We start from the raw sequence: 1,545 nt of genomic DNA on the forward strand, positions 1-1,545 counted from the left end.
CCACAAAAGCAGCGCCGGCACGAAGATCGAGGGCGCATTCCGTACAGTCGAAGAGATGCTCCTCAAACGCCTCGCGGGCATCGGGAGTCAGCTCTTCCAGAAGGTATCGCTCTGCGGCCATCTGTTCTAGTGCTTCGCTATGGTTCATGTCTTTCCTCTCTTTCCGTTTGTGCCGGGCTACGCCGATCTGTTGTTTAACCATCGGCTCCGAGAGGCGCCTGATTTCCAATGCGCTTGACGTATTCGACTTTGAATTCCTGTTTGGCCCGATGAAGCAACACCCTCAAGTACTCCCGCTCTACGCCGAACTGGCGACAGACCTCGTCGCGATCGCGCTCTTCGAGAAAGACTGCTTTGAGCAAGGAGCGGTCGCGGGGCGCAAGTCTCAGCAGGATCTCGCGTACTTTACGCTTCATCTGTTGAGCAGTCGCCATGTCGAGTGCAGTGGCTCCGGTGGCGGCAGGTTCAGGCTTTCCCTCTTCGTCTAACGACTCGCTGCGACTGGACGAACGGTACTCCTCAAAGAGCACATAATTGCAGGTGGTATTGACGAACGCTCCGAGGCGCTCCGGCTCGCGTAAACCGCCATCCCTGCGAAGGACCGAAAACACGCGCGCAAATGTTTCCTGGCATACGTCTTCGATTGCATGGGGTGACTGGAGTCTTGACCGAAGCTTCAGCCGAAGCAGTTCGGTAAAGTAGCGGACAAAATGCTCCTGCGTCTCGCGGTCCCCGGCACACAGATTTCCTATGTATCTCGCATCGAATGAGTGGAATTGCAAGGTACACACCGCCCGGAAAGGAAGAGACGAGTATAGCATCGGGGGCGGTGCGGGCCAATGAATGTCCACGGGGCTTCTTGAGACTAATGGCTTTCGGCTTCTCTTCGAGATGCGCGGCGAATCCTTGCTGCGAGCGGCGCAGTTCATTGTGAAATCTCGCATTGTCTGCGTCGGAGAGGAAGGAATTTCTCCGTCGCGTGGTACCGATCGGCGCATTGGAGAGCAGGCTCATTCGACACGATTTCTGGAGAACAGACAAATTGCAGGCTGCCTGCCGCGCCCTTCCACAGAAAGGTGCCGGTGGAAAGCACCTGGCCGCTCAAGAAAAGACCAACCCAGCCTCGACTCATCCAGATGGCAACGAGCGAAGATATCCAGACGCCGATGCAGCAAACCCAAGTTGAGATGTCAGTACCGCGATAATGAAAACCGGCCAAACCGGCAAACCTTGGCAAGCGCCGCAGCTTCCAATCCACTGTGAGTGCAGCCGGCCACCTTAGAGGCCGGGGGGCTTGGGTTCTGCATCGATTGATCTGGTTGACGCTCATCGCAGTTCCGATCCTTTCAAACGAGACGGCAAACGGAGCCCGCCCTGGAAGGCGAACCCCGTCTGTCCTTGGGGAGGGACTGGTCCTCAATCACTCCGCTTGGCGACTACGAGCTGCGCTTTACGGGTGACTGTCCATGGCCGATTTGCTGGCCACGAGAGGTAGTGCATCTCAAGGAGGGATCGTTTCAAGTGACGCGAGTTGTCCGTCTCTGT

General features: G+C 56.9%; 2 protein-coding genes. Both read right to left on the reverse strand.

The window, feature by feature from the left end; all coding sequences use genetic code 11:
* On the reverse strand, nucleotides 1–202 hold a 202-nt coding region (locus tag WA354_RS16765), incomplete at its 3' end, for a zf-HC2 domain-containing protein (RefSeq protein WP_472814170.1).
* Nucleotides 195–782 (reverse strand): RNA polymerase sigma factor, encoded by a 588-nt coding sequence (locus WA354_RS16770; protein ID WP_472814171.1) that lies wholly within the window; start codon nucleotides 780–782, stop codon nucleotides 195–197. The genes WA354_RS16765 and WA354_RS16770, both read right to left, overlap by 8 nt.
* Nucleotides 783–1,545 lie beyond the last annotated feature (763 nt).

Origin of the sequence: Occallatibacter sp., from assembly GCF_049802275.1 — a bacterium.
GTDB lineage: Bacteria > Acidobacteriota > Terriglobia > Terriglobales > Acidobacteriaceae > Telmatobacter.